This is a genomic window from Microbacterium sp. SLBN-154 (assembly GCF_006715565.1).
Lineage (GTDB): Bacteria > Actinomycetota > Actinomycetes > Actinomycetales > Microbacteriaceae > Microbacterium.
This window is the reverse complement of the sequence record NZ_VFNL01000001.1, coordinates 3020542-3033845: the sequence shown is the minus strand read 5'-3', so window position 1 is coordinate 3033845 and position 13304 is coordinate 3020542. Positions and strand designations below refer to the sequence as shown.

Below are 13304 nucleotides of genomic sequence, written 5' to 3'. Positions count from 1 at the left end.
CGCGGGACCTCAGGACCAAGCATAATGGATCCGGTTCGTATGGCGAATGAACGTGCGTCCTGCGAACGAGGCAGAGGAGGCCCGGATGAGAGTGACCACCCCCGGCATCGGAGGCGACGCCGACGGCGACGGCGCGCTGTGCTTCGACGGCCGCACCGTGCCCGTCACCGCCACCGACTCGGTCGCCAGCGCGATGGTCGCGGCGGGGGAGCGGGGCAATCGCGCCGATGACGCGGGCGGTCGGCGCGGGGTCTGGTGCGGCATGGGCGTGTGTCACGAGTGCGCGGTGCGCATCGACGGCGAGGACGCCCGGCTCGCCTGCATGACCCCCGCGCGGGACGGACAGATCGTCGAGACCCAACCGCCCCGGCGTCGGGTTCCCGCCGGGGCGGCCCAGGCGCGGCCCGAGACCGAGATCGCGCCCGACGTCCTCGTCATCGGGGCCGGGCCCGCGGGACTCGTCGTCGCGACAGATCTGGCCGAGGCGGGCCTGGATGTGCTGCTGGTCGACGATCGTCCGAAGCTCGGAGGGCAGTACTACAAGCAGCCCGACCCGGCGTTCCGCGTCGACGAGGACCGTCTGGACGGCCAGTACACCGCGGGTCGCCGGTTGATCCGCGCGGCTCAGACCGCGGGGGTGCGCACGCTCCTCGGCACCACGGTGTGGGCGGCCTTCGAGCCGGACCGCTTCCTCGCTCGGTCGGAGCGGGAGCGCTGGATCATCCGCCCCCGGCGCGTGGTGATCGCCGCCGGTGCCTACGAGCGCGGCGTCCCGATCCCGGGGTGGACCCTCCCGGGTGTCATGACCACGGGTGCGGGCCAGACCCTGCTGCGGTCCTATCAGGTCTCTCCCGGCGACCGTGTCCTCGTGGCGGGGAACGGGCCGCTGAATGTCCAGCTGGCCGCTGAGCTGTCGCGCGGGGGAGTGAACGTCGTCGCACTGGTGGAGGCCGCCCGGATCTTCTCGCCGCTTCGCGCAGCCGCGGTCGCGCGCATGGCCCTCGCCGTCCCCGGTCTCACCGCCGACGGTGTGCGCTACCTCGCCGAGTTGACGGCGCGCCGCGTTCCGATCATCACCGGCGCGGCAGTGGTGGGACTCGAGGGGGACCCCGCAGACGGTGTCTCCCGCGCGAACATCGGACGCATCGATGAAGAGGGACGGATGACGCGGGAGCTGGGGTCCTTCGACGTCGACGCCGTGTGCCTCGGCTACGGCTTCCTCCCGGGGAACGATCTCGCACGATCGCTCGGGTGCCGGCACGAGGTAGATGCGGCCCGCGGTGCGCTGCGCACGGTGACCGACGATGACGGCCGCACATCGATCGAGTCCGTCTTCGCGATCGGCGACACCGCGGGCGTGCGTGGCGCGAAGTTCGCGCAGGCTCAGGCGAAGCTGGCCGCGGCCGCCGTCCGCCGCGACCTTCGCGGCGAGCCGTCGGGCGCACCCCGCCGGGCGGCGGCGGACGCGCGCCGTCAGGCGGCGTTCCAGCGGGCCGTGAACACGCTGTTCGCGGCCCCGGTCCTCACCGACCAGCTCGCCCGGCCCGACACGGTGGTCTGTCGGTGCGAAGGCACGACGCACGGCGACCTCGCCGAGTCGATGACCGATGGCGTCACCACGGCCGGTGCCGTCAAGCGCGTCACGCGCGCCGGCATGGGGAAGTGCCAAGGGCGGTACTGCGGCCCGGTCCTCACGGCGATGCAGGCTGCGCGCACCGGTGTCGCCGTCGCGGAGCGCTCCGGGTTCGCCCCGCAGGCTCCGGTCAAGCCTGTTCCGCTCGGGGACGTCGCCCAGGGGTGAGAGCCGTCGGCCCGGAAGGGCTCTGCCCGCTCAGAATCGGGTCGGAGCGAACGGCGCGAGGTCGAGGCCCGGATCCCTGTCCTGGGCCAGATCGGCGAGGATCCGCCCCATGAGGGGTGCCGCCGTGAAGCCCATGTACGGGTAGAACCCGACGATGACGTCGCCCTCGGCCGTCACGGGGCCGATGATCGGCCGGTGGTCGGGGGTTCCGTTGCCGATGCCGGTCCAGGTGCGAAGGAGGGCGAGGTCGGCGATCATCGGCGCGATGCGGATCGCCATCGCGAGGTTCGCACGCAGCGAATCGGGGTTGACGACCCATTCTCCGGCGGCGTTGCGCCGAGCCGGCCATCCGCCGCCGATGAGCAGGGTGCCGGACTGCGCCTGCTTGAAGGTCAGCTTTCCGCCGGCGTAGTAGAACAGGTGCGCCACCATCGGATCGACGCGCTCGGTGACGCTCACCTGGACCGCGCCGCTGGAGATCGGAAGGTCGAGGTCGAAGTGGCGGGCGAGGTCCGGCATCCCGTCCCCTCCCGCGAGGATGACGCGTCGTGCCCGCACATCGCCGCCGGGGGTCCGGATGACGCGGGCGTCGCCGTCGCGATCGAAGCCGACCGCCGGGGTCTGGGTGCGCACCAGGGCTCCCGCTTCGACGGCGCGGCGCGCGAAGGCCGGAGCGACGAGAAGGGGATTCGCCTTCCCCTCGATGGGGCACAGCTCGCCGCCGACGACGGTGTCGCTGAGCCACGGCGCAAGGCCTCGGAGGTCGTCGGCCGATAGCATCCGACTGGGAATGCCGATCCGATTCTCGAGCGCGACCTTCCGCTCGATCGCGGCGAGCTGGCTCACGTCGTCTGCGACGAGGATGCCGCCCTTCTTCGCCACCTGCAGATCGGTGCCCAGTTCGTCGCTCAGATCGTCCCAGAGCGTCAGGGAGTCGGCCAGGAACCGCAGTGCGGGCAGCCATTCCTCCGCCCACTCGGCACCCTCCTCCAGGAAGGGCTCGTGCTGGATCTGACCGTGGAGACTTCCCGCATTCCGCCCGGACGCCTCGGTATTGAGATCGTTGCGGTCCAGGAGCACCACATCGAGTCCGGCCCGGCTCAGATGGTAGGTCGCCGAGGCCCCGCTCGCGCCGCCACCGACCACCGCGACATCGAAGACATGCCCGGGATGCTTCCGATCCACCATGCCTACACCGTATCCTGGGTGTTCACTTTACGTACAGTTGTTCGCAGAGAGGTCACTCATGCCCGCCACTTTCTCGGGTTCCTATACCGTCGCGGTCACGCCCTTCACCGACGACCTCAGCCGGATCGACCTCGACCGGCTGCGTGCGTTCCTCGATTGGCAGCTCGCGGAGGGCGTCCCCGGAATCATCATGCTCGGAACGACGGGTGAATTCCTCTCGGTCACGCCGGAGGAGCGTCGGGAGCTGGTGGGCGCGACCGTCGAGCACATCGACGGACGGATCCCCGTGCTCGTGGGCACGGCCGACGCCTCGACGACGCGGGCGGTGCAGTTCAGCGTCGAGGCGCAGGAGCTGGGAGCGGACGGTCTGATGATCGTGCCGCCGTACTACTACACACCCACCGACGACGAGATCTACCGTCATTACGAAGCGATCGTCGGAGCGGTCGATCTGCCGATCATGCTCTACAACAACCCCGTGACCTCGAACGTGGACATGAGCGCTGAGCTCGTCGCGCGTCTGGCGAAGGACTTCGCCACCGTCTCGTACATCAAGGAGTCCTCTCAGGACATCGCGCGCGTGCGTGACGTGATCGACCTCGCCGGCGACGCCATCACCGTCTACGCGGGGGAGCGGGTGGTGGACTCCTACCTCCTGGGCGCGAAGGGCTACGTCAATCCGTACGGCAACTACATCCCCCGCGCGTCCGCGGGGATCTGGGGTCTGCTGGAGGAAGGGCGCATCGAGGACGCCCGACGGATCGACGCTCTGATCAAGCGGTTCGACGCGATCATCGCCGCCGGGCACCCCACCTACGGCCACCAGTGCTACTCCAAGCGGCTTGCCGAGCGAGCCGGCTTCCCGATGGGCACGGTGCGCCCGCCGCTGACGACGTTCGCGCAGCTCGGAGCAGAGGGCGAGGACCGTCTCGGGCGCATCGGCGCCGTGATCGACGAGCTGGACGACGTCACCCGCCAGCTGGGACTGTGACGATTCCGTTGCAACTCGCTATAGACAAACGCGCAGTTGATCCGTCAGATTTCTTCTGAACGTAAGACGTGAGACAGATTTCTCCTTACGAAATACGACTGAAACGAAGAATCTGTTTCCATCTGAGCAACCGCGGTTCCCCCCACCACCGAGGAAGTGACATGTCAGCACCCATGACCGACGACGAGAAGTGGCTGCACGACGCCGTGTACGCCATGTACGACGCCTATCTGACCAGTGACCGTGCGCGAGCCGACAGCTACATCGCCGAGGACGTGACCCTCTGGGACACCGAGCACGAGCCCCTGGTCTTCGGGCTCTCGGGCCTGAACGCGCTGCGCGACAGCCGGCCCGCGGGAAGCGTCGCGGCCGTCGCCGGAATCGACGTCACCGAACCGGTCATCGACGTCTGGGACGAGTTCGCGCTCGTCCGGCACACCTTCACCGTTCGTTTCACCGATCCCGCCTCCCGTCCTGAACGTGTCCGGAACACCGGCGTCTGGCGGCGGCGCGAGGGCACGTGGCTTCTCGTCCACAATCACGAAGACGTCCTGCCCGAGCAGTAACCCCCCACCCGAGAAAGAAGAGTCCCGTGAAAACACCCAGAAGGCTCCTCACGGCGGCGACACTCGTCGCCGCCACGGCCCTCGCCCTCGCCGCGTGCGCGGCTCCGGCCGACACCGACACCGACCAGCCCGATGGCGAGCAGAGCGAATCGCTCGTCATCGACAAGTCCTTCGACCTCGTCACAGCCGACCCCGCGCGGATGTTCGAGACCACCGGCGGTATCGTCCTCCACGCCGTCTACGACAGTCTCCTCACCTTCGCCGACGGCGACGCCACCGAGCCGCTGCCGAGCGTCGCATCGGAATGGTCCGTCAACGACGACGCCACGGAGTACACCTTCACGATCCGCGACGGCATCACCTTCTCCGACGGCAACCCGCTGACCTCGGCGGATGTCGTCTTTTCGCTGAACCGGGTGAAGAACGTCCAGGGGAACGGCTCGTTCCTGATGAACGGGCTGACGGTGAGCGCGCCCGACGAGACGACGGTCGTCATCACGTCCGAGACGTCGAACACCGCCGTCCCGGCGATCGTGACGAGCCCGACGCTGGGCATCGTCAACAGTGCGCTCGTCACGGAGAACGGCGGAACCGACGCCGAAGACGCCGCGGAGACCGACAGTGCCGAGGAGTTCCTCAACTCCACGTCGGCGGGAAGCGGGCCTTACGTTCTGGAATCGTTCGACACCACCACTGAGACGGTCCTCGTCGCCAACCCCGAGTACTGGGGCGAGGCGCCGGTCTATGACCGCGTCGTCTTGCGCAACGCCACGGCCGAGGCGCAGCTGATGGACATTCAGAGCGGTACAGCTGACATCGCCCTCGATCTCGGCTCCGACCAGATCGCCGGCCTCGGCGGTGACGTCGTGGTGAACACCTCGCAGTCGCCGACGATGTTCTTCTTCTTCCTCAATGCCAACCCCGAGGTGTCTGAGATCACCTCGTCGCCGGACTTCCGTGAGGCCGTCCGGTACGGCATCGACTTCGACGCGATGCTCGAACTCGCTGGTGAGGGTGCCGAGCGCGCCTACGGCATCGTGCCCTCGTCGTACCTCGGCGCTCTGGGCGCCGACAGCGCGGTCGAGCGCGATGTGGAACGTGCCCAGGAAGCCGTGGCGCGGCTTGGCGGCGACGTCACCGTCGAACTGGAATACGCGAGCGACTTCTCGAGCAACGGCTTGAGCATGGGACCGTTCGCCGAGCGCATCGCTGCACAGCTCGCCGAGGTCGGCATCACCGTCAACCTCGCTCCCGGCCCCATCGCGACGACGCTCGAGAGCTACCGCGCCGGCACCGAGGAGATGGGCCTGTGGCTGTGGAACCCGGACTACCCGGACTCGGCCGACTACCTCGCGTTCGGGCCTGGCGGGATCGTCGGCGAACGCGCCGGCTGGACGGCCGGCATGGCCCCCGAGATCGAGGCCGTCATGGAAGAGGTGCGCGGTGAGGTCGATCCGGCTGCGCGCGAGCCGCTCTACGAGGAATTCCAGGAGCTGAGCAATGAGGCGGGCGTGATCGTGCCGCTCTTCCAGCCCGCGGCATCGGTGGTCTCCACCAGCGCCGTCGGCGACGTGCCGTACGACCCGGTATTCTCGCTCGACATCGCGGCCATCGGCCGCTGAGCACGGGGAGCACGCTCCCGGGAACGCATCCGGGAGCGTGCTCTCGTCCCCTTCCCCCCACCCCATCCAGATCGAGGTCGTCGCGTGGCACTGTTCATCGCCAAACGTCTCGGCGCTGCCCTTCTCCTGGTCGTCGGCACCATCCTGGTGGCGTTCGTGCTCACCGCCGTCCTCCCCGGCGACGCCGCGACGGCGCGCCTGGGCGAACAGGCCGCTGCGAATCCCGAGATCGTCGAGGCGATGCGCCGGCAGATGGGGCTGGACCGCCCCCTGTACGAGCAGTTCTTCATCTATCTCGGCGGGCTCTTCCGTGGTGACCTGGGCGACTCCGTCCAGACCACGCGCCCCGTCCTCACCGATCTCCTGCTGTTCGGTCCCGCGTCTGCGGAGCTGGCGCTTTCGGCCACACTGATCGCCGTCGTGGTCGGCGGCGGGCTCGGCATCGTGGCGGCCCTGCGCGCCAACACCGCGGTGGACAACGTGCTGCGGGCGTTCAGCCTCGGCGGAGTGTCGATCCCGATCTTCTGGTTCGCGTTGATCGCCACGTCGATCTTCGCCACCCGGTTGCAGTGGTTCCCCTCCTCGGGACGGTTGGACGCCGGAGAGATCCCACCGCCACGCGTCACCGGCTTCTACACGATCGACTCGCTGCTGGCCGGCGATCTGCCCCTGTTCTTCCAGGCCGTGGACCACCTGATCCTCCCCGCCATCGTGCTGTCGGCCCCGATGGTCGGGCTGCTGATGCGCTTCACCCGGGCTTCCGTGCTCGACGTCCTCGGTCAGGAATACATCCGCGCCGCCGAAGCCAAGGGCCTGAGCCCCCGCTCGGTCGTCTTCGGTCACGTCCTCCGCGGCGCGCTCGTGCCGGTGATCACCGTTGTGGGGACGGCGTTCGCGTCGCTCCTGGCCGGAACGGTGCTGGTCGAGCAGATCTTCGCCTGGCCGGGCATCGGCTCCTACGCCTATCGGGCGGCATCCACGCTCGACCTGTCGGCGATCGTGGGAGTGACGATCTTCGTCGCGCTGATCTACATCTTCGTGAATCTGATCACCGACATCCTGTACGGCATCATCGACCCGAGGATCCGGCGCGCATGAGCACCACAGAGAAGGCCCTCGACACGGTCGATCCCATCGAGGCGGCAGACGGCCGTCGGTGGATGCCGCGCTGGCGCCTGCCCGCCGCATGGCGGCGTCCGCTCGCGATCGTCGGCATCGTCATCGTGGTGTTCTGGATCGTCGTGATCATCTTCGCGCCGCTCCTGGCCCCCTACGATCCGCTCGCCCAGGACTCGGCACGCTTCCTGCCGCCTTCGCTGGAGCATCCCTTCGGCACCGACGGGGTCGGGCGCGACGTCCTCTCGCGCGTGATCTACGGCGCCCGCATCAGCATCCCGATCGCCATCATGCTCGTCGCGCTCTCGCTCATCGTCGGCTCGACGGTGGGAGCCATCGCGGGGTACTTCGGAGGCGCCGTCGATGCGGTCCTGATGCGCATCGTCGACCTCTTCTTCTCCTTCCCCGCCATCATCCTGGCGATGGCCGTCTCGGCGGCCCTCGGCCCGTCCCTGGTGAATGCGGTGCTGGCGATCGTGGTGGTGTCGTGGCCCGCCTATGCGCGCGTGACACGATCGCTCGTGCTGGGGCTGCGCGACAGCAACTTCATCGCCGCCTCCCGGCTGCTGGGTGCATCGTCGCTGCGCACACTGCTTCGTGACATCGCGCCGAACATCCTCGGCCCCATCGCCGTGATCTCCACGCTCGAACTCGGCAACGCCATCCTCCTGCTGGCAGGGCTCAGCTACCTCGGGCTCGGTGCGGTGCCGCCCACGCCCGAGTGGGGGGCCATGGTCTCCGAAGGGTCTCGCGTGTTCTACAACTACTGGGTGGCCCTCTTCCCCGGGGTGGCGATCCTCAGCATCGTGCTGGCGTTCAACTTCATCGGCGACTCGCTCCGCGACGCGCTCGACCCCCGCACCTCCCGCGCCGTGCAGGCGGTGGAACTGTGAACGCCCCTCTGCTCGACGTCCGCGACCTCCGGCTGCGCTTGGGGGGACGTGCCCTGGTCGACGGGGTCTCGCTCTCCGTCGCCCCGGGCGAGATCGTGGGGCTGGCCGGCGAGAGCGGAAGCGGCAAGACCCTCACCGCCCTGACCGCCCTGGGGCTCATCCCTGACGGATCGGCGACCGAGGGGGAGGTCCTGTTCGACGGTCGTGACGTCCTGACCCTCAGCAAGCGCGATCTGCGGGCGCTGCGGGGAGACCGTGTCTCGGTGGTGTTCCAAGATCCGATGACGGCCCTGCATCCGATGCTGACCATCGAACGACAGCTGACCGAGCACCAGCTCGTCCATCGGTCGGTGACCCGCAAGCAGGCGCGCCAGCGCGGCATCGAGCTGCTGGATCGCGTCCGCATCCCCGACCCGCACCTCGCGATCCGCTCGTATCCGCACCGGTTCTCCGGGGGGATGCGGCAGCGCATCGCGATCGCGTCAGCGCTGGCCTGCGAGCCCGAGCTGCTGATCGCCGACGAAGTGACCACCGCACTCGATGTCACCGTGCAGGCGGGTATCCTCCGGCTTCTCGAAGGACTTCGACAGGAGCTGGGCATGGCGATGCTGTTCATCACGCACGACCTGGCGGTGATGAACGTGCTGACCGATCGCCTGTACGTCATGCGCTCCGGTCGCGTGGTCGAGTCGGGTTCCACGCGAGAGGTGCTCGCCGCCCCCACCGATGACTACACCCGGGCGCTCGTGGACGCCCTGCCCGACACGGAGGCCACCGCATGAGCGCACTGGAGGTGCAGGACGCCGTCGTGGAGTACCGCGTTCCCGGCGCGAAGACCGTTCGGGCGGTCTCGGGGGTCTCCCTCCGGGTCGAGGCGGGCGAGGTCCTGGGCCTGGTCGGCGAATCCGGCTGCGGCAAGTCATCGCTCGGCAAGGCCATCGTGGGGTTGAACCCGCTCAGCTCCGGACACATCCTCGTCGAGGGGCGCGAACTCGCGCCCCTCCGCCGCCGCGCCCGGCCGGTGGCCGACCGTGCCGTGCAGATGGTCTTCCAGGACCCGTACTCCTCCCTCAACCCGCGGCGGCGGATCGGTCGTCAGATTCAGGATGCGATCTCCGCCCGCGGCGGTTCGGCGCGTGCCGGGGAGCTGCTCGAATCCGTCGGGTTGCCGGCGTCGGCGCTCCAGCGCTTTCCCCACCAGTTCTCCGGGGGGCAGCGACAGCGCATCGCGATCGCCCGCGCCCTGGCATCCGACCCGACCGTGATCGTCGCGGACGAACCGGTGTCGGCCCTGGACGCCTCGACCCGGCAGCAGGTGGCAGGTCTCCTCTCGGACACCGCGACCGCCCGGGGGGTCGCACTGCTGATGATCTCGCACGACCTGTCGGGATTGCGGACCATCGCCCACCGTCTGGCGGTGATGTACTTCGGACGCATCGTGGAGACGGGGCCGACCGAGGCGATCTGGACACAGCCGCGTCACCCCTATACACGCACGCTCATCGGCGCCATCCCGCGGATGGGCCGGGGAGCTCCCCTGCCGAGCGAACCCGACCGGCGCGTCCTGCGAGAGGTGAGCGACGAGGACGCCCGGCTCGTGGAATGCGGACCCGGGCACTTCGTCGCCGCCGAGGCCATGGAACAGGACGTCACGAAAGTAATGTGAAGGGCCGCTCGCGCTTTTCAATTTCAAAGCTTGAGCTCCATAGACGTGACAATCGCTAGCCAAACGGCGGTGAGATGAGGCAGACTGTTCCCATGCTCACCACTGATCCCGCGTCGGGCACTGACACCCTCTCGACCCCCTTCGACCACGCTGCGCGGCAACGCCGGCTCTGGGAGAAGATGGACGCCACCGGCGTCGATGTGCTGTTCCTCCCCGCGTCGCAGTCCGACCTGGAGTACTTCACCGGGGTTCCGCGACGCGCACCGTCGTTCGGGAACATCGGCTACACCAACCACTGGATCTCGGGGGCCTTCGTCAGCCCCGGCGAAGAGCCGCTGTTCGTCCTGACGCGCCACTTCCAGGAGTTCGACCTCCCCGAGGGTGTCTCGGGCGAAGTGGTCACCGCCACCGAAAGCGATGACGGCCGCGAGGTTTTCCGCCGCGCCTTCGACAGCTACCGCGCGCGTACGGGTGCGGTGGCGATCGGCGGGCGCCCGACCGATGAGCACTGCGCTCACGAGGGCGTGAGCTCGGAGCGGATCGCGCTAGCCGGTCGCACCTGGGCCGAGACCGCCGTCGAGCTGCGCAACCACCGGCCGGAGGCCGAGTTCGTCGTCGCCGATGGTCTCATCAACGAGATCCGACGGATCAAGGATGACCAGGAGATCGCCCTCATGCGGCGATCGGCCGCCATTGTGGACCACGTGATGCAGGCGGTGGCTCCTCTGGTCGTGTCGGGGGTGACCGAGCTCGATCTCGCCGCCGAGGTGGATCTGCAGATGCGGCGCCTGGGGTCTCCCGGTGCCTCGTTCGACACAGGCGTCTGGGCGATGGGGCCGGCGCTGGGTCGCGATGCCTCGGTGCGGGTGTCGACGAACACGCTCGGCCCGGGTTCGGGCGTCAGCTTCGACTTCGGTGCCATCACCCGGGGCTACTGCTCCGACTTCGGGCGCACGGTGCACATCGGCGATCCGAACGAGGAGTACCTCGAGGTGTATGACATCGTCATCGCCGCACAGGAGGCCGGGCGCCGAGCCGCGGTCGTCGGGGCGACAGGCGGCGATGTCCACCGCGCGACCCGCGCGGTCATCGAGGACGCCGGATACGGAGAGTGGTTCCGTCACCGCACCGGCCACTGCATCGGACTCGATGTCCATGAGCTGCCGTACATCTCGGAAGAGGATGAGACGCCTCTGGAAGCGGGAATGCTCTTCACCATCGAGCCATCGGTCTTCTGGCCGGGCCGGGTGGGGGTCCGCGTCGAGGACGTGTTCCTGCTCTCCGACGACGGCTGCGCGTCGATCAACGACCACCCCAACGCGCCCGTCGTCAACTGACCTGCGGGGGTGCTTCCCTCTTGTGGCACCCCCGCAGCCCCTCGCGTGCCGCTGTCACCCCGGCGGACGCCGACCGTATGCTCGATCCGACAGTGATCGACGAAGACCATCATCACGACCAGACAAGGAACGGCATGGCCCGATCATCCTCGCCGGAGGAACCGCCGGAGGTCCGCGCGAAGCGCTCGCCCATGTCGAACATGACGCGCGAGGTCGAGAAGCCGCACCCGGTCGTCGAACTCGACGAGATCGACCGGAGGATCCTCTTCCTGCTCAGCGACGACCCCCGGGTGTCCCAGCGCCAGCTGGCCCGTGCGGTGGGGATGTCGCCTCCGGCGGTCGGCGAGCGCATCGCGCGTCTGGAGCGGCAGCAGGTCATCAGGGGATACACGACCGTCGTGGACTGGTCGGCGCTCGGCTACCCGGGGCTGGTCTACATCCCGATGACGCTCGCGACCGACGCCGATCTCGGTGAGATCCTGACCGAGCTCCGGTCGATCTCCGAGCTCACCGAGCTGGTCGTCGTCACCGGCAGCTTCGACATGATCGCTCGGTTCCGAATCCGCGACCACGCCCACCTGCAGGCACTGCTGCTGGATCGGATCTGGCCGATTCGCGGCCTCCAGCGCATCGAGACCTTCCTGAGTCTCGGCGAAGTCATCCGCGAACGCGCCGTGCGCGAACTGCTCGAGGGCTCTGTCGACGACGCCGCGGACGACGTCGAGGACCACTCCGGCGACGACGCCGCCTGACGTTTTCCGACCCCGGCTCCACCGTCGACAGCCTCGCGCTACCGCGCGCCCGGAATGTCATTCATTTGTTCGGAGTTTCACGTAGAATTCTTGGCGATAGGAAGTTCCAAAGCGCCACAGTGTTTACGAATGATTTCGCAGGGGCACAACGCCGTGCGCCGCGCCACCCCCGTCAGAAAGGACCTGAGATGCCACGCACCGCCGTTCCGGCGTCGCACCTGCCGCACTCGGGCATCCGCGAGATCGTGGACCTGGCACTGGGTTCGTCATCGCCGATGATCCGTCTGGAGATCGGTGAACCGGACTTCCCGACACCGGCGCACGTCATCGATGCCGCCTTCGAGGCGGCGCGGAAGAAGACCTCCTACGTCCAGACCGCCGGCATCCCCGTGCTGCGTGAGGCGATCTCCGAGCGTCTGGCGGGTGATTACGGCCTCCGGGCACCGATCGAACGCGTTCTCATCTCCCACGGCGCCGTCCAGGCCGTCGACGCCGTGATGGCGGCGGTGGTCGCGGCGGGGGATGAGGTCCTCATCCCCGACCCCGCCTGGCCGAACTACGAGATGCAGGCGACGCTGCTCGGCGCCGTTCCCGTGCGCTACGGTCTGCGCCCCGAAGACGCCTTCCAGCCGGACCTCGCCGAGATCCGCGCGCTCGTGACGCCCCGGACGCGGGTGATCGTGATCAACTCGCCCAGCAACCCCACCGGCGCGGTCATGCCGGCCGAGACCGTGGCGGCGATCGTGGAGTTCGCCGTCTCCCGCGACATCCTCGTCATCAGCGACGAGGTCTACGACGAGATGGTCTTCGACGGGGGGCACAGCGCGGCTGCGGCCCTGGCCGAAGAGAACGTCGTGTCCGTCTTCAGCTTCTCCAAGACCTACGCCATGACCGGATGGCGCGTGGGTTACGCGCTCGTGCCGAGCTGGCTCGCCGACACCGTCGTGCGCATCCTCGAGCTGCAGTCCTCGTGCGTGTCCAGCGTGACCCAGGCTGCCGCGCTCGCGGCGATCACCGGTCCGCAGGAGATCGTCGGCGAGATGCGCGACGCCTACCGCCGGCGTCGCGATCTGGCGGCCGGGATCCTCGCCGGTGCGGGCATCGAGATCGTGCGGCCGCACGGTGCCTTCTATCTGATGCTCCCGCTCCCCGACGACACCGATGCGCGCAGCGCGGCGCTCGAGCTCGTCGCTCACGGTGTCTCGTTCGCTCCGGGCACGGCGTTCGGTCGGCAGACCCCGCACCATCTCCGGGTGTCGCTCGCGGCCGCCGACGAAACCATCCGGGAGGGGCTCGGCCGCTTCCTCGCGTGGCGGGACGCACGTCTCGCGCTGCCGACCGGCTCCGGTCTCTCGGTCCGAGGAGCCTGACG

General features: G+C 68.7%; 12 protein-coding genes. 11 read left to right on the top strand and 1 reads right to left on the bottom strand.

Annotated elements, in window-relative coordinates; genetic code table 11:
- Nucleotides 1-85: 85 nt before the first annotated feature.
- Nucleotides 86-1801 (top strand): FAD-dependent oxidoreductase, encoded by a 1716-nt coding sequence (locus FBY40_RS14660; protein WP_160141415.1) that lies wholly within the window; start codon nucleotides 86-88, stop codon nucleotides 1799-1801.
- 30 nt (nucleotides 1802-1831) lie between these two features.
- Here the strand turns inward: FBY40_RS14660 and FBY40_RS14655 are convergent, their stop codons facing one another.
- Complete coding sequence (locus FBY40_RS14655; protein WP_141939507.1) at nucleotides 1832-2989, bottom strand: NAD(P)/FAD-dependent oxidoreductase; 1158 nt, start codon at nucleotides 2987-2989, stop codon at nucleotides 1832-1834.
- Nucleotides 2990-3047: 58 nt separating this feature from the next.
- Here FBY40_RS14655 and FBY40_RS14650 point away from each other — a divergent pair, with 58 nt between their 5' ends.
- The 10 genes from FBY40_RS14650 to FBY40_RS14605 all read left to right on the top strand — a co-directional run bounded on the left by FBY40_RS14650 (nucleotide 3048) and on the right by FBY40_RS14605 (nucleotide 13302).
- Nucleotides 3048-3980 carry a dihydrodipicolinate synthase family protein gene (locus FBY40_RS14650; protein WP_160141414.1) on the top strand — a complete coding sequence of 311 codons (933 nt, stop codon included), beginning with the start codon at nucleotides 3048-3050 and terminating at the stop codon, nucleotides 3978-3980.
- Between the two features lie 161 nt (nucleotides 3981-4141).
- The gene (locus tag FBY40_RS14645; RefSeq protein WP_141939505.1) at nucleotides 4142-4546 is read left to right on the top strand and encodes a YybH family protein; all 405 of its coding nucleotides are present in this window, start codon (nucleotides 4142-4144) and stop codon (nucleotides 4544-4546) included.
- A gap of 26 nt (nucleotides 4547-4572) precedes the next feature.
- Complete coding sequence (locus tag FBY40_RS14640; RefSeq protein WP_141939504.1) at nucleotides 4573-6168, top strand: ABC transporter substrate-binding protein; 1596 nt, start codon at nucleotides 4573-4575, stop codon at nucleotides 6166-6168.
- 84 nt (nucleotides 6169-6252) lie between these two features.
- The gene (locus FBY40_RS14635) at nucleotides 6253-7266 is read left to right on the top strand and encodes an ABC transporter permease (RefSeq protein WP_141939503.1); all 1014 of its coding nucleotides are present in this window, start codon (nucleotides 6253-6255) and stop codon (nucleotides 7264-7266) included.
- Nucleotides 7263-8177 (top strand): ABC transporter permease, encoded by a 915-nt coding sequence (locus FBY40_RS14630; protein ID WP_200829995.1) that lies wholly within the window; start codon nucleotides 7263-7265, stop codon nucleotides 8175-8177. The genes FBY40_RS14635 and FBY40_RS14630 overlap by 4 nt, the downstream gene beginning before the upstream one ends.
- On the top strand, nucleotides 8174-8959 hold the full coding sequence (locus FBY40_RS14625; RefSeq protein WP_141939502.1) for an ATP-binding cassette domain-containing protein: 786 nt from the start codon (nucleotides 8174-8176) through the stop codon (nucleotides 8957-8959). Before FBY40_RS14630 ends, FBY40_RS14625 begins: the two co-directional genes overlap by 4 nt.
- Nucleotides 8956-9843 carry an ABC transporter ATP-binding protein gene (locus tag FBY40_RS14620; RefSeq protein WP_141939501.1) on the top strand — a complete coding sequence of 296 codons (888 nt, stop codon included), beginning with the start codon at nucleotides 8956-8958 and terminating at the stop codon, nucleotides 9841-9843. Before FBY40_RS14625 ends, FBY40_RS14620 begins: the two co-directional genes overlap by 4 nt.
- A 92-nt stretch (nucleotides 9844-9935) precedes the next feature.
- Complete coding sequence (locus FBY40_RS14615; protein WP_160141413.1) at nucleotides 9936-11180, top strand: M24 family metallopeptidase; 1245 nt, start codon at nucleotides 9936-9938, stop codon at nucleotides 11178-11180.
- Nucleotides 11181-11314: 134 nt separating this feature from the next.
- Nucleotides 11315-11932: an Lrp/AsnC family transcriptional regulator gene (locus tag FBY40_RS14610; RefSeq protein ID WP_160141412.1), complete on the top strand. Its 618-nt coding sequence runs from the start codon at nucleotides 11315-11317 to the stop codon at nucleotides 11930-11932.
- A gap of 188 nt (nucleotides 11933-12120) precedes the next feature.
- Entirely contained in the window at nucleotides 12121-13302 is a 1182-nt protein-coding gene (locus FBY40_RS14605; protein ID WP_141939498.1) for a pyridoxal phosphate-dependent aminotransferase, read from the top strand.
- Nucleotides 13303-13304 lie beyond the last annotated feature (2 nt).

Excerpts from the sequence above, each read along its gene's own strand:
- FBY40_RS14610 (WP_160141412.1), top strand. The coding sequence starts at position 11,315 with ATGGCCCGATCATCCTCGCCGGAGGAACCGCCGGAGGTCCGCGCGAAG.
- FBY40_RS14620 (WP_141939501.1), top strand. The coding sequence starts at position 8,956 with ATGAGCGCACTGGAGGTGCAGGACGCCGTCGTGGAGTACCGCGTTCCC.
- FBY40_RS14605 (WP_141939498.1), top strand. The coding sequence starts at position 12,121 with ATGCCACGCACCGCCGTTCCGGCGTCGCACCTGCCGCACTCGGGCATC.
- FBY40_RS14615 (WP_160141413.1), top strand. The coding sequence starts at position 9,936 with ATGCTCACCACTGATCCCGCGTCGGGCACTGACACCCTCTCGACCCCC.
- FBY40_RS14650 (WP_160141414.1), top strand. The coding sequence starts at position 3,048 with ATGCCCGCCACTTTCTCGGGTTCCTATACCGTCGCGGTCACGCCCTTC.
- FBY40_RS14645 (WP_141939505.1), top strand. The coding sequence starts at position 4,142 with ATGTCAGCACCCATGACCGACGACGAGAAGTGGCTGCACGACGCCGTG.
- FBY40_RS14630 (WP_200829995.1), top strand. The coding sequence starts at position 7,263 with ATGAGCACCACAGAGAAGGCCCTCGACACGGTCGATCCCATCGAGGCG.
- FBY40_RS14655 (WP_141939507.1), bottom strand. The coding sequence starts at position 2,989 with ATGGTGGATCGGAAGCATCCCGGGCATGTCTTCGATGTCGCGGTGGTC.
- FBY40_RS14660 (WP_160141415.1), top strand. The coding sequence starts at position 86 with ATGAGAGTGACCACCCCCGGCATCGGAGGCGACGCCGACGGCGACGGC.